21 protein-coding genes and 4 pseudogenes are annotated in these 26,592 nt (G+C 40.4%); 13 read left to right on the forward strand and 12 right to left on the reverse strand.

Going from position 1 to position 26,592, the window contains the following annotated elements; genetic code table 11:
* Window positions 1–374: 374 nt before the first annotated feature.
* The 6 genes from LZ575_RS08665 to LZ575_RS08690 form a co-directional block, all read right to left on the reverse strand.
* Complete coding sequence (locus tag LZ575_RS08665) at window positions 375–1,181, reverse strand: patatin-like phospholipase family protein (protein WP_311196098.1); 807 nt, start codon at window positions 1,179–1,181, stop codon at window positions 375–377.
* A 267-nt stretch (window positions 1,182–1,448) separates the two neighbouring features.
* Entirely contained in the window at window positions 1,449–1,691 is a 243-nt protein-coding gene (locus LZ575_RS23485; RefSeq protein ID WP_311196039.1) for a four helix bundle protein, read from the reverse strand.
* 95 nt (window positions 1,692–1,786) lie between these two features.
* Window positions 1,787–2,716, reverse strand: a complete 930-nt coding sequence (locus LZ575_RS08675; RefSeq protein WP_235330300.1) for a CpsD/CapB family tyrosine-protein kinase — start codon at window positions 2,714–2,716, stop codon at window positions 1,787–1,789.
* Window positions 2,717–2,817: 101 nt separating this feature from the next.
* Window positions 2,818–3,012 carry a hypothetical protein gene (locus LZ575_RS08680; protein ID WP_235330301.1) on the reverse strand — a complete coding sequence of 65 codons (195 nt, stop codon included), beginning with the start codon at window positions 3,010–3,012 and terminating at the stop codon, window positions 2,818–2,820.
* A 17-nt stretch (window positions 3,013–3,029) separates the two neighbouring features.
* A complete protein-coding gene (locus LZ575_RS08685; protein WP_235330302.1) occupies window positions 3,030–4,262 on the reverse strand; it encodes a hypothetical protein in 1,233 nt (410 codons plus the stop codon).
* Between the two features lies 1 nt (window position 4,263).
* On the reverse strand, window positions 4,264–5,058 hold the full coding sequence (locus LZ575_RS08690; protein ID WP_235330303.1) for a polysaccharide biosynthesis/export family protein: 795 nt from the start codon (window positions 5,056–5,058) through the stop codon (window positions 4,264–4,266).
* Window positions 5,059–5,992: 934 nt separating this feature from the next.
* Here LZ575_RS08690 and LZ575_RS08695 point away from each other — a divergent pair.
* The 11 genes and pseudogenes from LZ575_RS08695 (at window position 5,993) to LZ575_RS08735 (ending at window position 22,435) form a co-directional block, all read left to right on the forward strand.
* A pseudogene (locus tag LZ575_RS08695) lies at window positions 5,993–7,860 on the forward strand (ABC-F family ATP-binding cassette domain-containing protein).
* 1,038 nt (window positions 7,861–8,898) lie between these two features.
* Complete coding sequence (locus LZ575_RS08700) at window positions 8,899–10,626, forward strand: DUF6377 domain-containing protein (RefSeq protein ID WP_235330304.1); 1,728 nt, start codon at window positions 8,899–8,901, stop codon at window positions 10,624–10,626.
* Between the two features lie 324 nt (window positions 10,627–10,950).
* Window positions 10,951–12,702, forward strand: a complete 1,752-nt coding sequence (locus tag LZ575_RS23490; protein WP_311196040.1) for a SusC/RagA family TonB-linked outer membrane protein — start codon at window positions 10,951–10,953, stop codon at window positions 12,700–12,702.
* A 143-nt stretch (window positions 12,703–12,845) separates the two neighbouring features.
* On the forward strand, window positions 12,846–13,277 hold the full coding sequence (locus LZ575_RS23500) for a TonB-dependent receptor domain-containing protein (RefSeq protein ID WP_311196099.1): 432 nt from the start codon (window positions 12,846–12,848) through the stop codon (window positions 13,275–13,277).
* Window positions 13,261–13,881, forward strand: coding sequence for a hypothetical protein (locus tag LZ575_RS23505; protein ID WP_311196041.1), 621 nt, complete (start codon window positions 13,261–13,263; stop codon window positions 13,879–13,881). The genes LZ575_RS23500 and LZ575_RS23505 overlap by 17 nt, the downstream gene beginning before the upstream one ends.
* A gap of 9 nt (window positions 13,882–13,890) precedes the next feature.
* A pseudogene (locus LZ575_RS08710) lies at window positions 13,891–15,516 on the forward strand (RagB/SusD family nutrient uptake outer membrane protein).
* Between the two features lie 18 nt (window positions 15,517–15,534).
* Window positions 15,535–16,092, forward strand: a complete 558-nt coding sequence (locus LZ575_RS08715) for a SusE domain-containing protein (RefSeq protein ID WP_235330305.1) — start codon at window positions 15,535–15,537, stop codon at window positions 16,090–16,092.
* Window positions 16,064–16,651, forward strand: coding sequence for a hypothetical protein (locus LZ575_RS08720; RefSeq protein WP_409187194.1), 588 nt, complete (start codon window positions 16,064–16,066; stop codon window positions 16,649–16,651). The genes LZ575_RS08715 and LZ575_RS08720 overlap by 29 nt, the downstream gene beginning before the upstream one ends.
* A gap of 153 nt (window positions 16,652–16,804) precedes the next feature.
* A pseudogene (locus tag LZ575_RS08725) lies at window positions 16,805–18,251 on the forward strand (alpha-amylase).
* Window positions 18,252–18,343: 92 nt separating this feature from the next.
* Window positions 18,344–20,201 (forward strand): annotated as a pseudogene (locus LZ575_RS08730) (glycoside hydrolase family 13 protein).
* A 122-nt stretch (window positions 20,202–20,323) separates the two neighbouring features.
* Entirely contained in the window at window positions 20,324–22,435 is a 2,112-nt protein-coding gene (locus tag LZ575_RS08735; protein WP_235330306.1) for a glycoside hydrolase family 97 protein, read from the forward strand.
* Window positions 22,436–22,623: 188 nt separating this feature from the next.
* Here the strand turns inward: LZ575_RS08735 and LZ575_RS08740 are convergent, their stop codons facing one another.
* The 6 genes from LZ575_RS08740 to LZ575_RS22440 all read right to left on the reverse strand — a co-directional run bounded on the left by LZ575_RS08740 (window position 22,624) and on the right by LZ575_RS22440 (window position 25,164).
* On the reverse strand, window positions 22,624–23,427 hold the full coding sequence (locus tag LZ575_RS08740) for a PKD domain-containing protein (RefSeq protein ID WP_235330307.1): 804 nt from the start codon (window positions 23,425–23,427) through the stop codon (window positions 22,624–22,626).
* A gap of 96 nt (window positions 23,428–23,523) precedes the next feature.
* Complete coding sequence (locus tag LZ575_RS08745; protein ID WP_235330308.1) at window positions 23,524–23,661, reverse strand: hypothetical protein; 138 nt, start codon at window positions 23,659–23,661, stop codon at window positions 23,524–23,526.
* A 77-nt stretch (window positions 23,662–23,738) separates the two neighbouring features.
* Window positions 23,739–23,921 carry a PQQ-dependent sugar dehydrogenase gene (locus tag LZ575_RS08750; protein WP_235330309.1) on the reverse strand — a complete coding sequence of 61 codons (183 nt, stop codon included), beginning with the start codon at window positions 23,919–23,921 and terminating at the stop codon, window positions 23,739–23,741.
* A gap of 166 nt (window positions 23,922–24,087) precedes the next feature.
* The gene (locus LZ575_RS08755) at window positions 24,088–24,534 is read right to left on the reverse strand and encodes a sorbosone dehydrogenase family protein (RefSeq protein ID WP_235330310.1); all 447 of its coding nucleotides are present in this window, start codon (window positions 24,532–24,534) and stop codon (window positions 24,088–24,090) included.
* The gene (locus LZ575_RS22435; RefSeq protein WP_255702885.1) at window positions 24,485–24,901 is read right to left on the reverse strand and encodes a ThuA domain-containing protein; all 417 of its coding nucleotides are present in this window, start codon (window positions 24,899–24,901) and stop codon (window positions 24,485–24,487) included. Before LZ575_RS22435 ends, LZ575_RS08755 begins: the two co-directional genes overlap by 50 nt.
* Window positions 24,902–24,948: 47 nt before the next feature.
* Window positions 24,949–25,164: a ThuA domain-containing protein gene (locus tag LZ575_RS22440; protein ID WP_255702886.1), complete on the reverse strand. Its 216-nt coding sequence runs from the start codon at window positions 25,162–25,164 to the stop codon at window positions 24,949–24,951.
* A 231-nt stretch (window positions 25,165–25,395) separates the two neighbouring features.
* On the opposite strand from LZ575_RS22440, the gene LZ575_RS08765 reads away from it, so the two are divergent.
* The gene (locus LZ575_RS08765) at window positions 25,396–25,728 is read left to right on the forward strand and encodes a hypothetical protein (protein WP_235330311.1); all 333 of its coding nucleotides are present in this window, start codon (window positions 25,396–25,398) and stop codon (window positions 25,726–25,728) included.
* Window positions 25,703–26,584 carry an O-methyltransferase gene (locus tag LZ575_RS08770; protein ID WP_235330312.1) on the forward strand — a complete coding sequence of 294 codons (882 nt, stop codon included), beginning with the start codon at window positions 25,703–25,705 and terminating at the stop codon, window positions 26,582–26,584. The genes LZ575_RS08765 and LZ575_RS08770 overlap by 26 nt, the downstream gene beginning before the upstream one ends.
* The last annotated feature ends 8 nt before the right edge of the window (window positions 26,585–26,592 follow it).

Consider the following 26,592-nt stretch of genomic DNA (forward strand, 5'->3'; position numbering starts at 1 on the left):
TAAAGACTAATTACTATTTCTGTCCTCTGCCCACTGACCACCCCTCTAACGACTAAAGACTAACCACTATTTTCTGTCCTCTGCCCACTCACCACTCCTCTAACGACTAAAGACTAATTACTATTTCTGTCCTCTGCCCACTGACCACCCCTCTAACGACTAAGACTAATCACTATTTTCTGTCCTCTGCCCACTCACCACCCCTCTAACGACTAAAGACTAACGACTCTTTTCTGACCTCTGACCACCCCTCTAACGACTAAAGACTAACGACTCTTTTCTGCCCACTGTCCACTGACCACCCCTCTAACGACTAACGACTAAAGACTAACTACTCTTTCCTAACCCCTGCCCACTCCTCTAACCACTATAGACTACCGTCTAAAAACCCCTGACAATTCTCCCACTTCGATCATCCTGTTAGTATGGCTATATCCCACTTCTATAATCTCTTCAATCTTACCAAAATCCAACAGTGAGAAATTCCGCATTTCCGGAGGGTCTATTAAGAAATCACATAATTCTTTTTCAGGTTGGGTATTCTGAGTAATTCCCAGATTTACTACCCGCTCCAGAATTTCCCTGGTACCGGAAAGAATTTTCTTCTCACCCGGAAAATTGACATGTGCTCCTATAAGAATTTTGCATTTTTCCCTAATAGCCGATGCCGGAAGATTGCATAGTAATCCACCGTCCACATAGCTGGTACCATCTATAACAATAGGTGTAAATACTCCGGGAACAGAGGAAGTAGCTATTAAAGAACTGTATAGTTTTCCTTTACTAAGAAATTCACTTTTACCGGAATTAAGGTTGGTGATACCGAGATAAAAAGGTTTTTTAAGGCAGGAGTAATCATCTTCAGGAAGATACTTTTTAAGCACGCCCGGCAGCTTTTCCATCTTCAGCAGTCCGGTCCTTTGCCAGGAAAAGGTCATCACCTTCTTTACTAGTTCATCAATAAATATTTTTTCAATATCCTTAGGCGAATGCCCTGCTGCATACAACACCCCTATCAAAGCTCCCATACTAGTCCCGGAAATGATCTCCGGCTCTATTCCATGTTCAGAAAGGGCTTTTAAAATTCCAATATGAGCATAGCCTCTGGCACTACCTCCACTAAGAGCAATCCCGATCTTATGGGGAGGTTGTTTTTTAAAAAGGTTGGTTAATAGTTTGATGTACTAAGATTTTATACAAATTTAAATGATTGGATGATGAGAGGTGGCAAGGAAAGTATAAAGTTTTGAGTGGGCAGAGGACAGACAGAGGACAGTGGGCAGAGGACAGTGGACAGTGGGCAGAAGATATTTATTATTTGCCTTTTTTGGATTTCAAATATCTTTGTAGGCTCTTGATCATTTTAAACATCTCAAGAAGCATTATCCTTGCCTTTTGATTTTCTTCCGCACTTATATAAGACCGTCTTGAAGCAATTGTAGAACAGGTTACACACTCCCGAAGGAATCATCTGCTAGCTGTAAATATCTGTTGAATTGTACATCGGAATCTCCTGAGCCTTCTGCAGTATTTAAAGCAATGGAAACAGCCGCCCGATTGAACTGAGAAGTTAATCCATATAATTCCTCCCTGGGAAATTTTGCAGTAAGACTATAAACATAATCTACAAAGTCAAGAGCTTTCTGATACACCTTTAGATCCTCAAAGCTAAAATGAACATCTTCAAACATAGATATTTTCTTTTTTAAATTTTTATCCCCCTGCCCTCCGACCACTGACCACTGACCACTAACTAACGACTACCCTCTAACCACTACTAACTATCCTACTCAAAATTCCTCATCGCCTTCCTCCACCACTTCTTAAACTTAACCACAGGACCTATCTCATCGTTATATCCTTTCGTGTACCTGTTGTAGGCATAGCCGTAACCGTAGCCATAACCATAGCCGTAGCCATAACCGTAACCGTATTTTGCGCGATGGACAAAGTAGTTAAGAACAAAACTGATATTTTTTATCTCTCCTTTGTTGTACTTTTCGTTGATGCTTTCCAGCATTCCGCGTTTGGTATAATCCTGGCGGATGAGGTATAGTGTAGCATCGGCATATTTAACGAGGTTCATCGCATCGGCAACAATACCAATAGGCGGAGTATCGAGCACGATATAGTCATATCTTTGCCTCAGTTCCTCCATTAGCACCTCCATTTGATCTGTCATTAAGAGTTCCGAAGGATTGGGAGGAATGGGCCCGGCAGTAATTACGTCCAAATGGGGAATCCTGGAAGCCTGAATAATTTCATCTACAGAATTATTGCCAATAAGGTAGTTCACAACACCTGCTTCATTTTTAAGCTCAAAGTCATCAAAGATCTTCGGCTTTCTTAAATCGAGTCCCACCAGTACCGTTTTCTTTTCACTCAGGGCGAAAACAGTGGCCAGGTTCATCGCACAAAAAGTCTTTCCTTCTCCTGAAACGGAAGAAGTAATTAACACGGTTTTAGATCCGGTAACCCCCTGTTTCCTGTACATAAATTGCAGGCTACTCCGCAAACCCCGGAAACTTTCAGCAATAGCCGATTTCTGTTTATCGAAAACCACCAGGTTACCGGAAGATTTACTTTTTCCTATAAGACCCAGAATTGGAATTGGGGATAACCTGCTAATTTCATTTGCATTATGAACGTTGGTATTAAGAAACACCAAAAGAAAAACAAACGTGAGGGGAATAACCCCTCCCACCATTAATGCCATTACATAATTAAGCTGAGTGTTGGGTCCAATTTGTCCGCCGCTAAGTATCCTTTGCTGTATCTATAACCATTACGTCACTTACATTGGCTGCCTTGATTAAACTAAGCCTCGCTCCTTTTTTCAAGAAAAAGATTGTAAGTTTTTTCGCTGATGCTATACTCCCTCTGAATTTTAAGCAGATCCTGTTCTTCCTGGGGAAGTTTTCGTATTTCAGATTCGGCAACTGCAATTTGTCGGTTGATATCATTTAGTTCAGACTGCTGCAGACTTTTTGTAGAATTAATATTCTCAAGCAACACGCTTTTAACAGAATTTATCTGCTTAGGTCTATATCAGCAAAGACCGGAGAATTTTCTTTTAAAGAATACTGGTATTTGCTACGTTCTTCAGCTAAAGAAAGAATGCGACCTACTCCGCTTACAATACTTCCTTCTGCTATTCCCGCAACAGAAGGTGCAGGAACACTACTGTAATCATTCCTTGTAGTGAGATAATCTTCGAGAGTGTTATAATAAGCTATCTGTCTGCGAAGGTCCTCCTTCCTTAAATCCAGTGTAGAAAGTTTATTTGATATTTCAGCACTTTCCGCAGAAATATCCAGAGTGGAATTCTTGTTCCGGAACAAATTAAGCTCATCTTCCACCAATTGCAATTCCCGGGACTTCACAGCAAGGCTACTGTCAATGAACCTGATAGTATTAGTAGCAAAAAGATTCTTTCTCTCGAGCATGTTTTGACTTAACACTCTCACTGTTCCATTCAAATAGTCAACCAGCTGAGCTTTATTATCCCCGGTAAGACTGAGATTAAGGACAGAAGAATTCTGATTCTCCGGATTAACTGACACTCCTTTCCACCGACTTACTATGCCGTCAAAATTCTGAAACGTGATGTAAAAAGGTTTCCCTGGCTGCAGGGCCTGATTAGTTCGGGCTATAAATCCGCTGAAAAACGGAAGTGTAATATTTTGTCCAACTTTGAAATCCCTGCTGAATTCCTGTGGTTCCACACTTATACTACCTTTTTCTTTGGTAGAATAATTTTGAGTATTTATAACAGAAAGAACATCGGCTTTTAAATTGAAAGTCTCCTCATCTTTAAATGTAATAGTTATAGGAAGATCTATAGCCTGGGCAGCACTTGTATCTGCAAAAACCTGAAAAGGAGTAAAGCCATAAGCATTCACTCTTTGATATTCGCCCTCCTGCTGATAGCTAATATAATACTGAAGTTCCTCTACCACTTCCTCGTTATGGGAGCGGGAACGTAAAATTGTAATTGCCGTATTAACTTTATCTGAAGTTCCACCCCAGTTAAACGTTAAACTGGTATTAGAAGTAAAAAAGGGATTCTGGTCATCTTTAATGGAAATGGAATTTCCCATTTGATAAATAAGTAACTTTCGGATATTGTTATAATAGGCAACAGCAAGGCTTACTCCGACTGATACCAAAATAAGGGGCCAGTAGCTAATTACCTTTAAAACAAATCCTTTAAAGTCAAAAGTAGAACCTACATCACTAATATGATCATCTTCATGTGCCATACTACAATCGCGTACTTAATAAAATAATAGACGACAAAACAGTTAGAATGCTGGCTGCTGTCCTGAAATTTTCAATTCCTGTTGTTCCCAATCCCCAGGACTTCTGCGGAAGAGCATTAACAAGAATAAGATCATTTGGCTGAATGTAATAATAAGGACTTTTCGTGGCCGTTATGCTCGTAAGGTCAATACTGTGGATCTTCTCTGCCCCACCGGGATACTGCCTTATAATCCTAACATCTGTCATATCTCCAAATTCTGTTATTCCACCTGCATTTGCCACTGCTTCCATTATAGTAACCTGCTCTTTGTAAACCACCTGACTCCCTGTTCCTATTTCCCCTAAAGTAGTATATCTTATTCCTGCCAGCTTAACGGTTACAAATATGTTGGCCTGTTCTTTAAAGTAATTATCCAGAAGTTCCTGTTCTATTTTTTCCTGAACTTCTTCTACTGTATATCCTAAAACATTTATTTCTCCAAGCGTTGGTACCCGAATATTCCCGTGCAGGTCAACTGTAAAACCATCATAATACATTGCCTGTTCTCCGGTGGCATTTGCGTTTGTTTCTCCAATAGGATTAAACATTCCCACCAGTTCCTGGTCCAAAGCTTTTACCCTGATGCTTAAAAGATCGTTTACCTGAATCCTGTACGGTTTTTTAAGCCTCTGTATCGACAAAACACTGTCTACAGCAGTTTCAATTGGTTGCAGGTAAGTGGTTTTTTTTGCAGAAATACAGGAGGTAAAACATAAAGCAATTACCAGTAAGAACAACAGTAGATTTTTATTCATATGGGGGCTCCATCAAATTTGTTCAGGAAGATAGAAAATGTTACAGCAGTCTCCCCAAAGTATTTTAACCTCAAATAAGTCGGCTTATTGTGCTTTTCTTTTTCTGCGGTTAAAATTTTTATCTTCTTCAGCCGCAAACACATAGCCATCTTAATGTAATGTTAAGAAACAAATATAAGTGAAGAAAGCTAATTATAAAATTATTCTTGTGCTGCTTTTCGTTTTTGTGCTGCTCAAAAGAGTGAATATCTATGGTTGTCATACAGAAGAATAGGTTAGTCACTAATGCACTAATGATTTTTTTACCATTGTTGGAGTGTTCAGTTGAAGCTACGTTTCTGCGTAAATCTGCGAGATCTGCGGGAGATCTCAGGTTTGCACAGCCTCACATTAGAAGCTGAAATAATTTCAGCTTGACGGGTTTAGTTAGCTCCTCCGCGAGAGATTCTTCTGAATCCGCCTGAAGCGGTTTCTTCAAAATGACAAATAACCGTGTTCTGTCTTGTGAATGCTGGGAAGAGTTCCTTTGTATGATCCTTCTCCGCAAGAGATTCTTTCTGAATCCGCTTGTAGCGGCTTCTTCAGAATGACAAATAATTGTGTTCTGTCTTACGAATGCTTGGATAGTTCCCTTGTATGATCCTTCTCCTGAAGAGATTCTTTCTAAATCCGCTTGTAGCGGCTTCTTCAGAATGACAAATAACCGTGATCTATTTTGCGAGTGTTTTTGTCATTCTGAACGAAGTGAAGAATCTCAAAGTCGTCATTTTATTCTCTCTTGTTTCTTGTCTCTTTTCTATTTTCTATTTTCTTTTGTCTTACGTCTTGACTCTTGATTCTTGATTCCTGTTTCTTAATGCCCGTTTCCTAACTCTCCCAAAAACATCCTTCCCAATTCCCCTCTAAATTAGCTACTTTTGCAAAAAATTTTACTGTGAACTATTTATCGGTTGAAAATATACGCAAATCTTTCGGGGAGCATGAATTGTTCTCTAATCTCTCCTTCGGAATAAATGAGGGCCAGAAGGTAGGCTTCGTGGCCAAGAATGGCACCGGAAAAACTACCCTCCTGCACATCCTCGCTAGATACCGATGCTCCCGATGAGGGAAGAGTGGTTTACCGGAAAGATATTCAGAGCGCTTTTCTTGCCCAGGAACCGGACCTGGATCCTAACCTAACGGTTGAGCAGACAATTTTCGCTGCCGATAATGAAATCCTGAAGGTTATTGCCCGGTACGAGAAAGCTTTGGAGAATCCCGATGATGCCGATGCTTACCAGAAGGCTTTTGAAGAAATGGAGATGCACCAGGCCTGGGATTTCGAGACTCAGTATAAGCAGATCCTGTTTATGCTGAAGCTGGACCAGCTGGATAAGAAAGTCGGCGAACTTTCCGGAGGGCAGAAAAAGCGTCTTGCCCTTGCCAATATGCTGCTTCACAAGCCGGATTTTATTATTATGGATGAGCCTACCAACCACCTGGATCTGGATATGATCGAATGGCTGGAGGGATATTTTAAAAAGGAAAACTTCACCATCTTCATGGTTACCCACGATTAAGTATTTCCTGGAGCGGGTGTGTAATGAGATTGTGGAGCTGGAGGATGGGCAATTATATACCTACAAAGGAAATTACTCCTATTACCTCGATAAAAAGGATGCGCGCATCGCACAGGAGCAAACCAATACCGACAAGGCCAAACAGCTTTTCAAAAAAGAACTGGAATGGATGCGCTAAGCAGCCGAAAGCCCGTACCACCAAATCTAAATCCCGGATTGACGATTTTCACGAAATAAAGGATCGCGCCTCAAAGCGCCGAAATGATCATAAGGTGCAGCTGGAAATAAGTATGGAGCGCCTGGGCAGCAAGATCGTGGAGCTGCACAAGGTTTCCAAAAGCTATGAGGATAAACAGCTTCTCAATGGCTTCGAATATAACTTTCAGAAAGGTGAACGCATCGGGATCATTGGAAAAAACGGAACCGGAAAATCAACTTTTCTAAATATCCTCACCGGAAAAATTAAACCTGATGCGGGTAAAGTAACTATTGGTGACACTATAAAGTTCGGCTACTATACCCAGGCAGGAATTAATGTAAAACCGGGGCAGAAAGTAATTGACGTGATTCGGGAATTCGGAGATTTTATTCCGCTGGCAAAAGGTGGCAGATCTCTGCACAGCAATTATTGGAAAGGTTTTTATTTGACCGCAAGAAGCAGTACGATTTTGTTGAGAAACTCAGCGGAGGTGAGAAAAAACGTTTGTATTTGTGTACTATCCTCATCCAAAATCCAAACTTCCTGATCCTGGATGAGCCCACAAACGATTTAGATATCGTAACTCTAAATGTCCTCGAAGATTTCCTCCTCGACTTCCCCGGATGTCTTGTAGTGGTTTCTCACGACAGGTATTTTATGGATAAGATTGTAGACCACCTGTTCGTCTTTAAAGGAAATGCCGAGATAGAAGATTTCCCCGGAAATTACACCGACTACCGCGATTACGAAGCGAGTCAGGCACCGGAAGAAACAGCCAGGCCAAAAGAATCTGCTCCTGTCCAGAAACAACAAAATTCCGCACCTTCTTCCTCTCCCGGACTTTCCTACAATGAGAAAAAGGAATTCGGAAAGCTGGAGAAAGAAATTGCCAATCTCGAAAAGCAAAAAGAGAAGATCCAGTCAAAATTCCTGGAGGAATTAAGTGGCGAGGAAATAGACAAAACCTCCCTGGAACTTCAGAAAGTAATGGATGAAATTGAGACTAAGACGGAAAGGTATTTTGAGTTGGGGGAGAAAATGTAGGGAATGGAAGTACAAAGTTAGAAGGTAGAAGGTAGAAGTTAGAAGTTAGAAGTTAGAAGTTAGAAAATTAGTATAATACGCCACAGCGTGCTTGTGATGTGAAAAAAAAAGCTCCTTCCCTTGTTTTAAGGGAAGGTGGCTTCATTGGCGAAAGACAATGAAGACGGAAGGGTTGCAGAGCGGATGACAAATTTTCTGTTACATAAATCTTTTGCGTAAAGAACAACTTTCTCAAACCCAAGAAACCACCCCGTCCGCCGAGGGCGGCCACCCCTCCTTAAAAAAAGGAGGGGAGCATTTTAATTGCCGTTCAACTAAATTTCTACTGATCACTTTTTCCGGCACCCTTTAGGGTTGGGGTAAAACGGAAAAAGAGTTCTAAGCCTCCTCATCGTGAATCAATTCTTTTCCCCGACCCTAAAGGGAGGAATTGATTCAGAACTTTTGAAATTATAAGATCCGTAAAAAGCTCCTTCCCTTGTTTGAAGGGAAGGTGGCTTCATTGGCGAAAGACAATGAAGACGGAAGGGTTGCAGAGCGGATGACAAATCCTCTGCTACCTGAAATCTTTTGCGTAAGAACAACTTTCACAATTCCCAGGAAACCACCCCGTCCGCCCAGGGCGGCCACCCCTCCTTGAAAAAAGGAGGGGAGCTTGTGAAAGGACCAAAAAGCTCCTTCCCTTGTTTCAAGGGAAGGTGGCTTCATTGGCGAAAGACAATGAAGACGGAAGGGTTGCAGAGCGGATGACAAATTCTCTGCAATCCGAAATCTTTTGCGTAAAGAACAACTTTCTCAAACCCAAGAAACCACCCCGTCCGCCCAGGGCGGCCACCCCTCCTTGAAAAAAGGAGAGGAGCATTTTAATTGCCGTTCAACTAAATTTCTATTGATCACTTTTTCCGGCTCCCTTTAGGGTTGGGGTAAAACGAAAAAAAAAACCGGATGGAAGGTCGCTGAGCAGGCACATCAATAACGCGGAGGTAAAAGAGAGAAAACGAACAACAGGTAAATTATTCTTCCTAAATTCGTTTTAAGATGGATTTTACAAAAAAGGTTCTGTTTAGAACACTCCCTTACCTGAAGAAAGCTGTTAAAACTGAACTTTCCGCAGTTGCTTTGTGTCTTATATTTTTCTTTTCCACTCCTGCCATTGGACAGGAGAAGGAGGCTTTGCATGAATTGTTAGAGGCTATTGAGCAAAGTGCAGAATACGATGCTTTGAAAACGGAGCGCATCAGAAACCTGAAAGCGACTCTTCGTAGCAATACCGATCAAAGCCTGGAGAATCTTTATGTTCTTAACAGCGAGTTATTTGATGAGTACAGGATCTTTAAGCAGGATTCTGCATTTAAATATGCCTTACTAAGCAGGGAGATTGCTGAGGAAATGGGCAGTACTGCTCTCATGGCTGAGACCACTCTGGATCTCGCAAATCTTTGTGTTTCTGCAGGGATGTTTCGGGAAGCTATGGAGTATTTTGAAATTATTGATCCCCAGGAGATTTCCACAGAACTGCAATTTGTTTACTACAGCCTCCTGGGGAGGTGTTATACTGATATGGCAGAGTATAGCAGTATCTATTTTTTCTCCAGCAGGTACGAAGAGATGGTAGAGGAACTTCATCAAAAAGCTCTTACCCTGGTCCCACCTGGCTCCTGGGATCATACTATGTTGAAGGGGTATATGAATTATAGAGCGAATGAACTGGATGAGGCACTGAAAGATTTGCTTCCGCTCATGGAAACTACAGAGGATTTAAGACTTAGAGCCGTGACACATTCAGTTATTGGAGATGTATATACAAAAATGGGAAATTCAGATAAAGCGATTTACCATCTTTCCAGAGCTTCAATTGCCGACATAAAATCTTCAGCAAAAGAAAACCTTGCAATAATTCGTTTGGCAGAACTCCTTTTTAAGGAAGGAGAGGTTAAACTTGCTTCAGCCTTTATTAAAAAAGCAGGACAGGATGCTGAGGATTACGGGGCCCAACAACGTAAGATAAGAGTGGGTGCCATTTTGCCTTTAATTGAAGAACAGGTCGTAGAACAGGTTGAAACTCAAAGAAAGCGGCTTTATGAGCAAAATATCCTGCTTTCCATTCTTCTCCTGTTTGTGGTGGTCCTGGCAATTATTACTTACCTGCAGCTTAGAAGACTAAAAAGGGCACGCCGGGAGATCCTGAGCGCCCACAATGATCTTCAGGTTAAAAATCAGCAGATCATCCTCGTGAATGAGGAAATCAATTCTAAAAATGAACAGCTGAATTCCCTCAACAACAAACTCCTGGAAGCTAACAAGATCAAAGAAGAATATATAGGATTTTTCTTCTCACAGGATGCCGATATCTTTGAAAAATTCCGTGATTTTAAAATCCGGATCCAGAAAGAACTTAAGAAGAATAATATTGACGGCTTAAAATATTTTGTCAACTCTTATGATTTAAAAGGAGAAAAAGAAAAATTACTTCAAAGTTTTGATGAAGCATTTATTAAACTCTTTCCAAATTTCATTGAGGAGTTTAATTCTCTTCTAAAAGAGGGAGAGCAAATTGAATTAAAAGAAGGACAAATCCTCAACAAGGAACTTAGAATTTTTGCATTAATTCGTTTGGGAATAACTCACAACGAAATTATAGCGCAAATTTTGGGATACTCGGTTAATTCTATTTATGCCTATAAGACCAAAATCAGAAAAAAATCTTTGCTAAATAAGAAGGATTTTGATCAAATGCTTCTCGAAAATACTCTCCTTAAGCATTAGAAGCTCCATTTAAACATCTTTTTTTCTATATAAAAGTAGCACCTGAATTAAGTTTAACAACTTGATTTATTGTTATTTATAGTTTTTATTACCGCTATATTTTCTATATACCATTTTCCTCACCCACTTTTGACCTGTTTATCTTCCCATCTTTGTATTCACTAAAGAAAAGAGATACTATTTTCTCTTTTTTGAAGGTGGGTTTGCCTTTTAATAAGAGAAAAAATCTTCCTGAAAACGTATTGCGAGAACCTGATACGCATGGGAACGAAAACGATTGAATCAGGCAGACAGAATAGAAATTTTATTATCAATAATTACTTAATGAACAAAGAAAGTATGAGAAGATTATTTAAAAGCACATGGCTGGTGTTTTTTATGCTGCCGTTGAGCTTTTTTGCCCAGAGCGTGAGTGGGGTGATCACAGAAAGTTCAAATGGAATGCCTATTCCCGGGGTGAATATACTGGTACAGGGAAAAACGAATGGTACAACTTCAGATTTTGATGGGAATTATACCATAGGCAATCTGGAAGAAGGAGATATTCTTAGCTTTTCTTTTGTGGGTTTTACCACCCAGGAAATCCCTTTTACAGGGCAAAGCACTATTAATGTTGAGATGGAGGAAAATCTTGCCGCTCTTGATGAGGTAGTGGTAATAGGGTATGGTACCGTGAGTAGCAGGGATGCTACGGGTGCGGTAGAAAGTGTTACTTCGGAAGAGTTTAATAAAGGCCCATTGGCCACAGTTAAGCGAACTTATTACGGTAAAATAGCCGGGGTTTCTGTTACTTCAGGTGGAGGTGCGCCGGGGGAAGGCCAGAATATTGTTATAAGGGGGCAGGGATCTTTATCCTTAAACAGCTCTCCCTTATTAGTTGTAGACGGTATTCCGCTGGACAATAATTCGGTTGGAGGTTCACGTAATGCGCTGGATTTTATCAATCCTAATGATATAGAGAGCATGACCGTTTTAAAAGATGCTTCTTCTACTGCTATCTACGGCTCGAGAGCTGCAAACGGAGTAATACTTATAACTACCAAACAGGGAAAAGGAAATGATTTTAGGTTTGACTATTCGGGTTCAACCATAATTTCCCGTCCTACAGAATTTGTGGATGTCTTAAGTGCTGATCAATTTAGGACCCTCATTAACGAAGTGGGAAGTGCGGAAGCAATCGCCCGTTTGGGAGAAAGCAATACTAACTGGCAGGAGGAAATTTATACTGAAGCTGTTGGCTATGAACATAATTTAAGCACTACAGGCCGAATAGGTGATTTTATGCCAATGAGAGCTTCTATTGGTTACACCAACAGGGACGGGATTCTACGGGGAGATAATTTCTCCAGAACCACAGCTTCTATTAACCTCAGGCCTAACTTTCTTGACGGAAGTCTAAGGGTGGAACTTAACGGGAGAGGAATGTATACTGAAAACACCTTTGCAAACCGTGATGCTATTGGATCTGCAGTAGATTTTGACCCTACCCAGGGAATATTTGATGCCAACTCTCCTTTTGGAGGTTATTTTACCTGGTTGAATTCTGATAATGTTCAAAACAGCCTTGCGCCTACCAACCCTCTTGCTTTAATAAACCTGAGAGACGATACCGCCGAAGTTAGAAGGTTCATAGGGAATGCAAAAGTAGATTACGATCTCTTCTTTTTTCCGGAGCTTACTGCCACCGTAAATGTTGGGTATGACATAGCCAACAGTCATGGAAGGGTTTTTACTTCTGCACAAATGCCTTCTTCTCAACTGGACTGGAATGGGGCTTATAGTAACTTCATAAATAATGCTGACAATAAATTGTTTGATGCTTACTTAACTTATGATAACGATGCTCAAATTCATTCAGTAAATGCAGTTTTGGGTTACTCCTATCAAATGTTTGATAATGACAATTTTAGTTATGACAGCGAAGCCGAAGAAGAAGGAAATGATTTTGAATTTATAGATAAATGGCGCAGTACTCTCCTCTCCTACTTTGGAAGGGTGAATTACAATTATAAAGACCTAGTATCTTGCCACTGCAACCCTTCGGGCAGATGCTTCTTCAAAATTAAATCCCAGTGATCGCTGGGGCTATTTCCCCTCCTTTGCCATCGCATGGAATATTAATAATGAATCTTTTCTGGTTGATTCTAATGTATTGGATCAGTTAAAATTACGGGTAGGGTATGGAGAGATTGGAAATGTGAACGGTTTGGGAGATTATAATTTCCTTACCAGCTACACCGGAAGCCAAGTCTAACGCCAACTACCAGTTTGGAAATACTTTCTACCAAACCTACCGTCCTGAGGAATATAATGAGAATTTAAGATGGGAAGTTGGTAAGACTTACAATGTAGGTCTGGATTATGCCTTCTTTAACAGCAGGATATCAGGATCTGTCAATGCTTATCTTAAGCAAACCGAAGATCTTATAAGTTTTGTAACTGTAGATCCTTTCACCAATTTCTCCAATGGTATCGATAAAAATATTGGAGATATGGAAAACCGTGGAATTGAATTTGAACTAAATGTCATACCCGTGCAAACAGATGATTTTACCTGGAGCATAGGATATAATGTTTCTTTCAATGAAAATGAGATCACCAATTTACCTGACCAGGTAGAAGTGGGAGGCATTAATGGAGGAACTAAGTAACAATATTCAGTTACATAGAGAAGGATATTCTCCGTTCAGCTTTTGGGTATACAAGCAGGTTTACAATGAAGAAGGAAGACTGATTGAAGGTGCTTATGTAGACCGTGACGGGAATGACCAGATCAATGACAGTGACAGGTATTTATATAAAGACCCATACGCTGATATTATTATGGGGCTAAACACCAATCTAAATTATAAAAACTGGGATTTTTCTGTAGTGAGCAGGGCAAATTTAGGAAACTATGCCTACAACAATATGGCTTCAGCAAAAACCTACTTAGCAAGAGCTTCTGAGAATTCTATTCTTACAAATTTACACGGTGATTTTTACAATACAGGCTTTGAAGCTTTGACTGAAACCAATCTTTTAAGTGATTACTATATCCAGGATGCTTCTTTCTTTAAGATAGATAACATTACCCTGGGATATACCATCAATAACATCTACAAAGAATCAAATTTGAGGTTATTTACCAATGTTCAAAATGTTCTTACAGTTACAGATTTTACAGGGCTTGATCCTGAGATAAGTGGAGGTTTGGATAACAATTTCTATCCTAGACCAAGGTCCTTTGCTTTTGGTGTTAATTACAACTTTTAAAAAAGTATTATGAAAATGAATAGTATCAAAAAATTAATTTTCATCCTAGCCCTCATATTGGTGTCGTGTCATGATGATTTGGATCAATTTCCTATAGACCCGGATAGCTTTACTGAAACGAATGTTTTCGCAAATGCCGATGAAGCTAAAGGAGCCCTGGCTAAGCTTTATGCAAGTTTGGCGCTTACAGGACAAACAGGACCTACAGGAGATGCAGATATCACCAGGTATAGATGAGGGAACTTCTCAGTATACCAGGCTGTTGTTCAGCTTGAATGAACTTACTACAGATAATGCCGTGGTGGGCTGGGGTGACCCGGGATTACCTAATTTACACGGGATGAGCTGGGGAGCGAGTAATGATTTTACAGTAGCTATGTATTACCGTCTTGCCCAGGAGGTTTCTTTTGCCAATTCCTTTATTTCCAATGCCGAAGCTTTAAATGATGACCCACGAGTGACAGCTTATATTGCTGAAGCAAGATTTTTAAGAGCATTTGCTTATTATAATCTAATTGATTTCTACGGAAATGTTCCCCTGGTCACTATGGTTTCTACGGAATTACCGGAGCAGAGCAGTAGAACAGAAGTTTTCAATTTTGTAGAATCTGAACTCCTTGAGATCCAGGAGGTATTAGCTGAAAGCGGAGCAAGTGAATATGGAAGAGTAGATCGTGTTGCCGCCTGGGCCTTACTATCCAAATTATACCTTAATGCTGAAATTTGGATCTAGTGAAGCACGCTATTCAGATGCAGTAACTTATGCGTCACGAGCCATAAACTCCTCCTACTCTATTAACACTACAGATGCTAACGGTAATGGATCAGCCTACGATGAACTCTTTCTTGCCGATAATGATATGAACGGGGCGCAGAAGGAATTCATATTTGCACTGAACTTTGACGGGAACCAATCCAGAACTTTTGGAGGGACTTCTTTCCTTGTTCACGCTGCCATTGGGGGTTCTATGACCGCTTCAGATTTTGGAGTCAACAGGGGGCTGGGGAGGTCTTCGCACTACCAAAGCCCTGGTTAATAAATTTGATTATGCGGTAACAGAGGAAGATGAAAATGGTGATCCAGTAGCCTGGGCAGATGCCAGGGCAATGTTTTATACTGCAGGTCAAAATCTTGAGATCAACACGATCGCAAATACATTTACCGATGGTTATGCCGTAACAAAATTTACAAATATTGATTCTAACGGAGAACCGGGAAGTGATCAGGGTGGTGAATTCGTAGATGCCGATCTTCCTCTTATTCGTATGGCTGAAATTTACCTTACTTACGCTGAAGCTGTTCTTCGTGGTGGTTCCGGTGGGGATTTAGGTACAGCCACAGGATATATCAATGAGTTAAGGGAAAGAGCTTTTGGAGATACTTCAGGAAATATAATAAATGCCGATCTGGATCTACAATTTGTTATAGATGAAAGAGCAAGGGAATTGTACTGGGAAGGCCAAAGAAGAACAGACCTTATAAGGTTTACAGACTTTGTTACCGGGGATTACCTGTGGCCTTTCAAAGGAGGTTCAAGAACAGGGACAGCAGTAGATCCTTTTAGAAGATTATTTCCTCTTCCCTCCAACATAATTTCCATTAACCCCAACCTGACTCAAAATCCCGGTTATTAATATAAACGACTTAAAGCAATGAAAAAATTAGCGAAAATAGGAATAGCATTACTGGCCATAATTAATTTTAGTGCCTGTACGCAGGACGATGAATTTACTTTTACCGCAAAAGAAGATCCCCATGGCATCATGTTTAGCAATGCTGCTACAGGAGCCTACACTCTTACCGCTTCTAACGGTAATAATTTAGCTGAACGTTTTGTTTGGAATGAAGTAGATATGGGAGTACAAACTCCTGTGACTTATGAACTACAGGGATCATCAAGTGAATCTTTCAGCTACATGTCTGTTTTAGCAGAAGGCACTGCTACCAATGCCGCCGTTACCGTGAACCAAATGCTGGATCTTGCTGAAGAAGCCGGGCTGGACAATGATCCCGAAACCGAAGCTCCCAATACCGGAACTCTGTATTTTAGAGTAAGAGCATACGCAGGTAGCGACGCTGCTAACAGTGTGGAACAATTTTCTGATGTTATGAGTATAAACGTAATGTTGCCTGAAGATGATGGCGGAGCAGAAGCACCTAAAATGAACCTCTACCTGGTAGGTGATGCAACTGCTTTTAAGCTGGAGTAATATTAACAATAATACTCCTTTATTCAGGGATGCGGAAAATGAAAACCTTTATTACTATGAAGGCAAATTTAATGTAGGGGCTATTAAACTTCTTGAGATCCTGGGAGAATGGCAGCCACAGTGGGGTATTAAAGATGGGAATTTTACCAACAGTACTATTCTTGGTGGAGATCCTGATGGAATTAATGTAACTACAGCAGGTTTTTACAAGCTTACAGTAAATGTTGATGAAATGACCTATACTTTCACAGAAATCGACGCAAGTAATGCCGCTACTTATACAACTATTGGACTAGTAGGAGAAGGTACAAGCGTGGGATGGCCAAACGAAGATAATCCAACTCCGGATATTGAACTTACAAAATCAACTTTCAATGAGCATATCTGGTATGCACAGAATGTTACTCTTACTGAAGGTTCTATTAAATTCCGTGCAGAGAAAGCCTGGGATGTAAACTGGGGAGCAGGAACTTTTCCTTCCGGTCAGGGTACTTTTGGTGGTCCCGATATTCCGGCTATGGAAGGAACTTATAATGTCTGGTTCAATGACCTTACTTAGCCGTTATTTATTTATTCCGGTTGCTGAATAATATTTAAACCTGAAGGATTTAAAAAATAGCTTCCAGTCGAATCGGGTTGTGGTACCCTCAACCGCACTACCCGATTTGAACCGGAATCGAAACACTGTACAATCTTTCAATATCCATAAAAGATGAAAAGAAGTTATTTATTAAGCTTCCTGCTGGGCTGTGCTTTAAGCTTTACCTCCTGTAGTAGTGATGATGAAGCTGTAACAGTAATAGAAGAACCTACAGATACTACGCTTACATATGAACCGCTCAATCTTGAGGAATACAACAATGGTGACGGAGTAATGATGCAGGCTTTTTACTGGGATGTAGAGCCACGGCATGAATGGTGGGAGGTGCTTACAGTAAAGTTGAAGGTTGGTCTGATGCCGGAATAGATCGAATCTGGCTTCCACCTGCTACCAAAGGTCAGTCAGGGGGTCACTCAATGGGCTATGATGTTTCGGATTATTTTGACTTCGGACAATACCAGCAGCACGGTACGGTTCCTACACGGTTTGGAACTAAGGAAGATCTGGAAAATCTAATAGCAACTGCTCACGAAAACGGACTGGAAGTAATAGCCGATATAGTAATTAACCACAATAGCGGCGGTGGGGAAGAATTCAACCCTTACAGGAACAAATTGACATACACTCTCTTTGATGAGCAGCACGGCAATGCTTCCGGAATGTTCAACAGGGATTATGAAAATTTCTACCCTAACAGTACCAGTCCATTTGACGAGGGCAGCCTTTTTTATGCTGAACAAAACCTGGATCACAATCAGGAATATGTACAAAACTGGCTTTGGAAGGACGAGAATTCCGTAGCAAAATATTATGTGAACGAAATGGGCTTTGATGGCTGGCGTTTTGATTATGTGCTTGGATTTGAGCCCTGGGTCGTGAAGGAATGGATCAATGAAGTTGGAGGATTTTCAGTAGCTGAACTTTGGGATGGCAATGTCAATGTTCTTAAGAATTACGTGGAGGAAACCGGAAGCGGAGCTTTTGATTTTGCCGCATTTTATAAACTGGAAGAAGCATTTGACAGGAATGATGATCTTAATAAATTAACTGAAGAAATGCTGTGGAATACCTATCCTGAAAAGGCAGTTACTTTTACAGCTAATCACGATACAGAGAAAGATACGAATGAGGACAATCGTATTTCGGCAAAAAACAAGTTGAAAGCTTATTCTTTTATTCTTACCCACCCCGGGTATCCTACAATTTTCTATTCAGATTATGAAAATGAAGAATTCCAGGAAGAATTAAATAACCTCATCATCATTCATAATACTTTGGCAACAGGAGATTATGAAGTGCTTTATGTAGATAATGATGAGTATGTAATGAAAAGAAGCGGTACAGGAGAAAATCCCGGATTAATTCTTTACATCACCACCAATTCAAGCACAAAACGACGGGAAGTTTCAATGGCTGGAATAATATAAAGTTAATGGACTACAGTCAAAATACTGCTTATCGTCCTATGACTAGTGAAAATGGCACTGCAGCAATTGAGGCTCCTGCAAATGGATATGCTATATGGTCTATTATGAAGGAAACTTCAGCAGGAGAATAATTTGAAATCTTCTTCGGTTAAAAAATTATGTTTAATAAAGCAGGCGTATACCAGGAGTGATAAAGTATTCGGCTACCACTTTTAATATAACTATGAAGGCAAAAATTATCAGCATATTACTTTCAGCATTCATAGGCTGTCTTTTTAGCCTTAGTGGATATGCACAGATAGAAAGAGTAGAGCCGCCATTTTGGTGGGCAGGAATGCAAAAATCAGAAATTCAGATCCTTTTCTACGGAAAGAATATCGCCGATTACCAGGTATCTCTTCAGGAACAAATCCCTGTCACCGGAGTAATTAAAACTGAAAATCCAAACTACCTGTTCGTTAGTTTGGATACTGAAGGCGTAGAACCCGGATTGTTGCATTTCAATTTTCAGAAGAAAGGCAAAAAATTCACCCGGGAATACGAGCTAAAATCAAGAAGAGAAAATTCTGCACAACGCGAAGGTTTTAGCAGCGAAGATGTAATTTATTTACTGATGCCGGATGGGTTCGCCAATGGCAATCCCGATAATGATTCAGTAGAAGGTTTAACTGACAAAGTCAACAGAGCAGAACAAGGCGGAAGACATGGCGGCGACCTTCAGGGGATACTTAATAACTTGGATTACCTGGAGGATCTGGGTGTCACGGCCATCTGGAGTACACCGCTACTGGAAGATAATGATGCTTAGGTTACTCTTATCACACCTATGCCCAAAGCGATGTCTATAAAATTGATCCCCGCTACGGGAGCAATGAAGACTATAAAGTTTTAGCTTCAGAAATGCACAACCGAGACATGAAGCTCATTATGGACTACGTCACCAACCACTGGGGTGCCGAGCATTGGATGATAAAAGATCTTCCTGCCTACGATTGGATCAACCAATTCCCAGGTTACGCAAATTCCAACTATAGAATGGAAACCCAGTTTGATCCCCACGCCAGTCACCGGGATTACAAATATTGCGTAGAAGGATGGTTTGTAAGAACTATGCCCGATTTAAATCAGGAGAATCCGCTCGTTCTTAATTATCTTATTCAGAATGCGATCTGGTGGATAGAGTATGCCGACCTCGATGGTTTCCGTGTTGATACCTATAGTTATAACGATAAGGAAAGCATTGCAGAGTGGACGAAGACAATTATGGAAGAATATCCCAATTTTAATATAGTTGGGGAAGTCTGGCTTCACGACCAGGCACAAATCTCCTACTGGCAGAAGGATAGTAAAATTGGAGCAATTCAAAACTACAACACCTATTTACCTTCAGTAATGGATTTTACCTTACACGATGCTACAGGAAGTGCATTTTCTGAAGCTGCAGGATGGGACACTGGAATCATGAAGGTTTACAATAATTTTGTCAATGATTTCTTATACCCCGATGTAGACAACCTGCTGGTTTTCCTGGAAAACCACGACAAAATCTACAGTTCAATGAAATTTACGACCAAAATCCTGCAAATTACAAACTAGCCCTCACTCTTATTGCCACTACCAGGGGAATTCCGCAACTGTACTATGGATCTGAAATAGGAATGCGTGGGGACAAAGGAAAAGGAGACGGCGACATTCGCAGGGATTTTCCCGGAGGCTGGCAGGAAGATAATCAAAATGCTTTTCTGGCATCCGGAAGAACAGAACAACAGGAAGAATTTCACAGTTTCACCAAAAAGTTGCTGAACTGGAGGAAATCTGCTGAAGTAATCCACAAAGGAAAACTTGTTCATTTTATTCCTGAAAATAATGTATATGTCTACTTCAGAATATTAAATGATCAAAAGGTAATGGTAATCCTTAATAACAACGAGGAAGAGCAGACCATTGACCTAAAAAGATTTGCAGAACAGCTGCCTGCAAACTCATCATCTGGAAAGGAAATTTTGAGTGGTAACATTGTTCAGTTAAAAGAAAGTTTATCCATAGCAGCCAAAACACCAATGATCATAGAATTTAATTAAGGCACCTGAAATTTAGCAACACCCCTACCCCAATAAATAATAATCTGTTAATCAGCGAGCTTTTAAAAAGCACTGCAATTAACTATAATGGCAGATAAGCCGTATTAATACTTATAACTAAAATGAAAAAAGTCTTTATAATCGCCTGTTTTATTAACCTTCTTTCTGTTAATGCACAGGAAATAAATTCCCCAAATGGTGAATTAAAAATGAAATTTTCACTGAACAAGGCGGGTACTCCCACATACAATCTCACGTACAAGGGCAAAGAGGTTGTAAAACAAAGCAAACTGGGATTAGAATTGAAAAATGATACCACCTCCCTGCTCGATAATTTCGTCCTCCAGGATACTAAAAACTCAACTTTTGATGAAACCTGGCAACCTGTTTGGGGTGAGGAAAAAGAAATACGCAATAACTACAATGAACTTGAAGTCACTCTTAACCAGAAAAAAACCGACAGGAATGTGGTGATAAGGTTTAGATTATTTAATGATGGCCTTGGTTTCAGGTATGAATTTCCATCACAAAAGAACCTTACCTACTTTGTAATTAAAGAAGAGAGGACAGAGTTTGCAATGACAGGAGATCATACAACTTATTGGATCCCCGGTGATTATGATACCCAGGAGTATGACTATACCACTTCCAAACTTTCAGAAATAGGGGATTTGATGGAAAAATCGGTTACTGAGAATGTTTCCCAAACCTCATTTTCTGAAACCGGAGTGCAAACCTCTCTAATGATGAAGACTGAGGATGGACTTTACATTAACCTGCACGAAGCTGCTTTAATAAATTTTCCTGCCATGCACCTTAACCTGGATGACGAAAAAATGGTTTTCACTTCCTGGCTTACTCCTGATGCAGTAGGCGATAAAGGTTATATGCAGGCGCCCGATACCACTCCCTGGCGTACAATCATAGTAAGCGATGATGCCCGTGATATTCTGGCGTCTAAACTCACCTATAATTTAAATGAACCCAATAAAATTGAAGACACTTCCTGGATCACACCTGTGAAATACGTAGGAGTTTGGTGGGAGATGATCACAGGGAAAAGCAGTTGGGCTTATACAGATGATCTACCTACAGTGCAGCTGGGAGTAACCGATTTTGAGAAAGCAAAACCCAACGGAAAGCACGGTGCTACCACAGAAAATGTAAAGAAATACATAGATTTTGCTGCAGAACATGGATTTGATGCAGTACTGGTAGAAGGGTGGAATGTAGGCTGGGAAGACTGGTTTGGGAATTCAAAAGATTATGTCTTTGATTTTGTAACTCCTTATCCCGATTTTGACCACGAAGAAGTTGGAAAATATGCTGAAAGTAAAGGAGTAAAAATAATGATGCACCATGAAACGTCCTCTTCAGTCCGCAATTATGAGCGTCATTTAGATACTGCTTATCAGTTTATGAAAGAGCACGGCTATGATGCTGTAAAAAGCGGATACGTGGGAGATATACTTCCCCGTGGTGAAAATCATTACAGCCAGTGGCTTGTGAATCATTATCAGTATGCCCTTGAAAAAGCAGCTGAATACAAAATAATGGTCAACGCTCATGAAGCAGTAAGGCCTACGGGAATTGCGCGAACTTATCCTAATCTTATTGGTAATGAATCTGCCAGGGGAACAGAATACCAGGCATTTGGTGGCAACAAAGCCAATCATGTTACCATACTTCCATTTACCAGATTAATTGGCGGACCTATGGATTACACTCCGGGTATTTTTGAAATGGATATCAGTAAATTAAATCCTGATAATACTTCGCATGTTAACAGCACCCTTGCAAATCAACTTGCTTTATATGTTACAATGTACAGCCCATTACAAATGGCGGCAGACCTTCCTGAAAATTATAATAGATTCCCGGATGCTTTTCAGTTTATAAAAGATGTACCGCTGGATTGGGACAAAAGTATTTACCTGGAAGCAGAGCCTGGAGAATACATCACTGTAGTGCGTAAAGAAAAAGGAACCGACAGCTGGTACTTAGGTAATGTAAACGGATTGGAGTCCCGTACATCAACTGTAAAATTTGACTTTTTAGATAAAGGCAAAAAATATATCGCCACGATTTATTCGGATGCTAAGGATGCTCATTTTAAGAAAAATCCGCAGGCTTATGAAATAAGAAAAGTTGTAGTGGATAATAAGTCAAAACTTTCCCAGCTTTCTGCTCCCGGAGGAGGCTATGCAATTAGTATTGTACCCAGAAAAATCTGAATTAAAAGGCTTGAAAAAATTATAGTAATCAAATCGTTAAAGTTAAAAAAGGTCTGTTTCTAACGAAGCAGACCTTTTTTAGTTTAGGATATTCACAGATTAGAACTGTTTGTCGTATGTCGTTTTATTATTTCAATTCGTTTTCTTTTAACGAGAGGATATATTCTACCATTTCTCCGGCTTCTTCCTCAGAAAGCTGTGGATGTGGAGCCATTGGCTAAGTCTCCCCAATTTCCTCTACCTCCCAAAAGAATTTTCTCCACCAGCATACCATGTGCCTTATCGTCATCCTTATACCTGTTGGCAATCTCCAGGTAAGATGGACCTATAACGGTTTTATCTACCGCATGACAGGCTCTGCAATCACTATTCTCTATTTGTTCCTTACCTGCTAAAAAGTTTTCTGCTGCTCTCTGGTGACCCATCTCAGCACCTGATATTTCAGCCTCAATTGCCTCCCCCACCTTCACTTCTGTTTTTGTTATAGATCTTGCTCCTTTGGAGTCGGTTACTACTAAAACCACCTCATAAGTCCCCGGCTCATTAAATGTGTATGATGGTTCTACTTCTGTTGATTGTATTTTGCTCCCGGTGAAGGACCAGGCATAGGAAAGCTTTTCATCTTTATCGCGATCAATAGATTCTTTGGCAGAGAAGCTGGCAGTAAAGGGTGCAGCTCCTTCGTTTTTCAACACAGTAGCAACAGCCTGAGGGGAATGATTTTCTTCAGAATATTCAACGCGTACCAGCCGCGCCTTTTCATTTTTCTTAAACCAATCCTGCCCATACTCCAGGATGTACATCGCTCCGTCTGCTCCAAAATCCATATCCATTGGCCTCACCAGTTCCATATTAGGTAAAAACGGCTCCATCTTAACAAGGTCTCCATTTTCATCCATTGTAACAGCAAGGATCCAGTTTCGCATCCACTCATAAATAAAGAATTTACCATTATAGTACTCAGGAAACTTTACCTTTGAATCGCTATACATATCCGAATAAAAAACTGGTCCGGCCATAGCTGTACGTCCTCCCTCCCCTAGTATTGGAAATTCCTGTATGGACTCGTATGGGTACCAGATAAAAGCTTACTGTGCAGGAGGTAAAAGTTCTGATCCTGTATTATTAACCGAGGTGTTCCCTGGTTTAGACGGATTAAATAACTCTCCCAATTCCTCAGCAGCAAAGTCGTACTGGCGGTAGGCTTTATTATCTCCCACAAACATAGGCCAGCCAAAATTTCCGGGCCCCGTGGCCTGATTTATTTCGTCATGTCCTTTTGGACCACGTATGCTGTCTTTGCTTAAGCATCAGGTCCAACTTCCCCCCAGTACAGAAAATTTGTCTTTTTATCTACTGAAATTCGGTAGGGGTTGCGATTACCCATCACATAAATTTCAGGGCGTCCTTTTATAGGAGAATCTTCAGTAAAAAGATTTCCGGGAGGAATGGTGTAGGTGCCGTCATCCTCGGGATGTATACGCAAAATTTTTCCGCGAAGATCATCAGTATTAGCTGCAGTACGACGGGCATCCCAGGAGCTTCTCTAAGCTCTTGCATCAATTGGAGCATATCCCCCTGAATCAAATGGATTAGTGTTATCTCCGGTAGAAAGAAATAAATTACCCTGAGCATCAAAAGCAATTGAGCCACTAAGTATGGCAACACTCCTCCCTTTGTACAGGTACTTCTATAATTCTTTTCTCACTACTCATATCAATTAGATCTTCCTTCAATACAAAACGGGAAAGGACATTTACTAGTTCGGCTCCGGCGGGAGAATAGTAAAGGTAGACCCATTTGTTATTTTGAAAATCCGGATCTACCGCCACTCCCATAAGACCGTCTTCTTCTTCGGAATGTACCTCCAGCTTTCCTGCCAATTTTGTGGTGCCGTTTGAAGCTTTGAATATTTTTATTTCTCCCTTTCGCTCGACAATAAGGACATCTCCATTATTAATTACTGCAAGTTCTGTGGGTTCATCAAGATCTTCAGCCAGTACTACCTGATGAAAATGAGTTTCCTCCGGTACCCGGATCGTAGTGGCTTTAGTATAATCCAGATCCTCCTCCCCTGCAGCCCATAAAATACCACCCAATAAATGTTCTAAAAGAGCCTAGTTCGCTGTAACTCTCATCTGTATGTCCAACACCAGTATAAAAGGCCCTGCCTCCATCGTACTCGTGATACCATATTATAGGATGATCATCGCCATTCTTCCCTCCTTCATAAGTATCTTCATCTAAAGAGGCCAATACATTAATGTCGGGATTAAGAGAGATATAATTGTACCATTCATCAGTCCGTTCCCAATTCTCAGGCAGATGTTTTGTGGAGGGATGGCTGGTATTGTAAACTTTAATGCTGGCTTTTTGTACGGCAGGATGGCTCTCAAAATATCCTCCCACTAATTTGCCATACCATGGCCAATGATATTCGGTGTCAGCAGCGGAATGAATTCCCACAAAACCTCCACCTGCCTGAATAAATCGTTCGAAATCGGCCTGTTGCTTTAATCGAGTACATCTCCTGTAGTATTTAAAAAAACCACCGCATGATATTGCTTTAAATTGTCCTCTGTAAAAGCTGCACTGTTACTTGTCGTATCCATTTGGATTTTATTGTCCTTCCCCAGATTTAGCAGTGCCTCAACCCCGGAAGGAATAGATTTATGTTCAAAACTAAGCAGTTTTAGTGAAGATAAGTAACCGGGTTTCTTTACGTCCACTACAACTATTTATAAGAAGTGCGAATACTATTAGAAAAAAATAAAATTTGTGTATTTTCATTTTAGCTCATTAAAAAACGCAATGTACTCAATCTGTAAATTTTAGATTTAAGTATTTTCACGTTTTTTAGATAAACACCCTGCAATAGGAGTTGTAATGCTTAACCACTATTCCAGGTCATCTCAGCTAAATGAAACAACTCCTATTTCCTTTTCATAATATTCCTAAATTTGGACGGTGTTTTAAATTTTAATCAGCTTTCAATAGTAATCTTTGCTTCAAATGGGCAACATAGAAAACGCAAAACGGAAAAAGCAAAACAGAAAACAGTAATCCCAAAACCCAAAACAATAAACCTCTTCTCCTACATAAAATTCCTCTGGCACTCCACCAATGAACATGGAGTCCACTCTCCCTTTGTCTTTAGTTTACTTACAGAATGCCTCTACAAGAAGGAAAATAAAGCTGCTCACAAAAAGCTTCTTGAATTCAGAAAAACCTTGCTAAATGACAAGAGGGAAATTGAGGTAACCGACTTTGGAGCTAAGCAGCAGGGTTTTTAAATCCAATACCCGTAAAGTTTCTGCCATTGCAAAAAATGCCGGGATTTCAAAAAAAAGAGCTATCCTGCTTAACAAGCTTACCTCCTACCTCGAGATTAAAAATGCATTGGAATTGGGAACTTCCGTAGGTATTTCTTCTGCTTCAATTGCAATGGAAAATAAGGTGAGGTTAACAACAATAGAAGGGTGCCCCGAAACGGCCAAAATCGCAGAAGAGTATTTCCAAAAATTTGAGTTGGAAAATATTCAACTTGAGGTGGGAAGTTTTGAAGAATTCTTTAGTGGAGAGTGGAGAGTGGAGAGTGGAAAGTCAGAGACTGGGAAGAGTGGAGAGTGGAGAGTGGAAAGTGGAAAGTCGAAACTGGAAAAAGGAGAGAGTGGAGAGTGGAGAGTGGAGAGTGAAGATTCAGAATTAACGAACGGAGAAAGTGGAATGTGGAAAGTGGAGAGTGGAGAGTCAGAAGCAATAAAAAGTAAACCGAAAACAGAAAACATTGAAAGAATTTCCAAATTCCAAATTCCAAATTCCAAACAACCAATATCAGAAAACAGAAAACATATAACTGACAACCGACAACCGATAACAGATACCCGCCAACCAACAACCGACCTGATCTACTTCGACGGCAACCACCAAAAAGAAGCTACTCTGGAATACTTCCATAAACTTCTGCCTCTGGCGCATAATGATTCAGTCTTTATTTTTGATGATATTCACTGGTCCAAAGGAATGGAGGAAGCCTGGGAGGAGATCAAGAACCATCCGGAAGTAAGGGTGACGATTGACAGCTTTTTTTGGGGAATGGTATTCTTCCGAAGAGAACAGGAAAAAGAACATTTTATAATTAGATTGTAACATATCAG

It is taken from the genome of Antarcticibacterium sp. 1MA-6-2, from assembly GCF_021535135.1.
Taxonomy (GTDB): domain Bacteria; phylum Bacteroidota; class Bacteroidia; order Flavobacteriales; family Flavobacteriaceae; genus Gillisia.